Annotated in this window: 2 protein-coding genes; both read left to right on the forward strand. The window is 40.9% G+C overall.

Going from position 1 to position 1,742, the window contains the following annotated elements:
* Window positions 1-162: 162 nt before the first annotated feature.
* Window positions 163-750, forward strand: coding sequence for a GNAT family N-acetyltransferase (locus tag CDZ87_RS16645; RefSeq protein ID WP_100754522.1), 588 nt, complete (start codon window positions 163-165; stop codon window positions 748-750).
* A 102-nt stretch (window positions 751-852) separates the two neighbouring features.
* Window positions 853-1,608 carry a hypothetical protein gene (locus tag CDZ87_RS16650; RefSeq protein ID WP_157806493.1) on the forward strand — a complete coding sequence of 252 codons (756 nt, stop codon included), beginning with the start codon at window positions 853-855 and terminating at the stop codon, window positions 1,606-1,608.
* Window positions 1,609-1,742 lie beyond the last annotated feature (134 nt).

Raw genomic sequence — 1,742 nt, forward strand, 5'->3', positions numbered from 1 at the left:
TTTAGAATGGCAACTAACAAAGCGTTTAAGGCAGATTCGCAACGCTCGGCATTTTCAGTTTGCTTTGAATTTAGTGTTTACGGCACAATGGTTTAGGTTAGGTGGCAATGTTGCTCACTACTTAACGCGGCGTTATGCCTCACGATGAAAAAGGAACTTTCGATGTTTAAAATCGAGACTAACCGTTTGATTATTCGGGATATGAATCCGAACGATGAAAGTGCTTTTGTTGCTATGTCTCAGGACGCTAAATATCAGCGTTTCTATGACGAAAGTGATTGTGACCCTAATAAATATAAAGAGCTAACAAACTTGTTTATAGCTCAGGCTTCTGAAGAACCAAGAAAATCATATCAGCTAGCTGTTGAGTGTAAGGATTCAAGGCAGTTTATTGGGACTGTTTGCTTGCGCTTGGAAGACAATCAACAAGCTTCAATGGGGTGTGCGTTTTCAAGGTCATCTCAAGGACATAAACTAAGCTATGAAGCGGCTTTAGCTCTGGCAGACTTTGGTTTTTCTGAGTTGGGTGTTCACCGTATCTATGCGGAGACAATTAGTAAGAACCTAGCAGCAATTAAGCTCTGTAAGTCTTTAGGTATGCGTCAAGAAGCACACTTTAGAGAGCATCGCTTTTTCAAAGAACAGTGGTGGGATACAGTAGTTCTGGCAGTTCTTCGAACCGACTGGGACAAAGGCATAACAAAGCATTTAAGACGGATTCCCAACGCTCAGCATTTTCAGTTCAAATAGGCTAAAGTGATTAGGACACAATGGTTTAGCTTGGGGGGAGGCGTTGCTCACCACTTAATGCGGCGTTAGCAATACAGGTGTAATATGAAGTACAAGAGAAAGATGAAAGCTATCGATGTTGGTATTGTGGACAATGAAGAATATAAATTCACTTGGCGCCAACATTTTCTACCATATTCATCGATGAAGCGCTTTTGCGATGGGAGCGGAAAGCTCAATGTAGTAAACAAGATGAAAGGGCAGGTTAATTTCAAAAAGTTAGCTCGCTATGAGCCCGGCGCTGTAGCAGCTAGAGCTTGGACTCAAAAAGCGGAGAAGCAATTTTTCAACAGTATTGAAACTCCATATTTTGCACTTTCAAAAAGTATATGCAACGGGCAAGACTATCTCACTGAAAAAGATCATCAAACTCTGACGAATTATATAAGTCTCTGGGCAGCAAGGTTTAATTTCAGAGTAAATGATCAGAGTAAACTGATCTCAAATGGTACTCCTGAGCCACAGCTTACGCAGCATCAGATACAAAACCTTGAGCAAAAAGGAGCGTCTGTAGGTGGTGTTATTCAATCATATGAGTTTAACAGCCTGCAAGCTCAACGGATGTACGATGCCAATAGAATTGGACTCAGAAATATCGAGTGGCAGGTATATCGTCTAGTCGCTTTAGATTGTATTCTTCCCGACACTATCAATGGAGTGTTAATTATCCCAATTGCACCTAACATTGTGGTTTTACCCCAAGGTTCAGATTTGGACGTGATGTCCTATGACTCAATTTCATCGCTCAATATGCAGTTGATATCTGGAAGTGAAGAATATTACTACGCTAAAGATATATCGCGCTTAATGTATTGCTAACAAAGCATTTAAGAGTGATTCGCAACGCTTGGCATTTTCGCTTCGCTCAAGTATAGCCAAGCGTCGCTCACACCTTAATGCGGCGTTAGGGCTTAAGAATATAAAGGAGTATGTACGTTGAAAAAAATTGGATT

The organism is Vibrio salilacus (assembly GCF_002811245.1).
Lineage (GTDB): Bacteria > Pseudomonadota > Gammaproteobacteria > Enterobacterales > Vibrionaceae > Vibrio > Vibrio salilacus.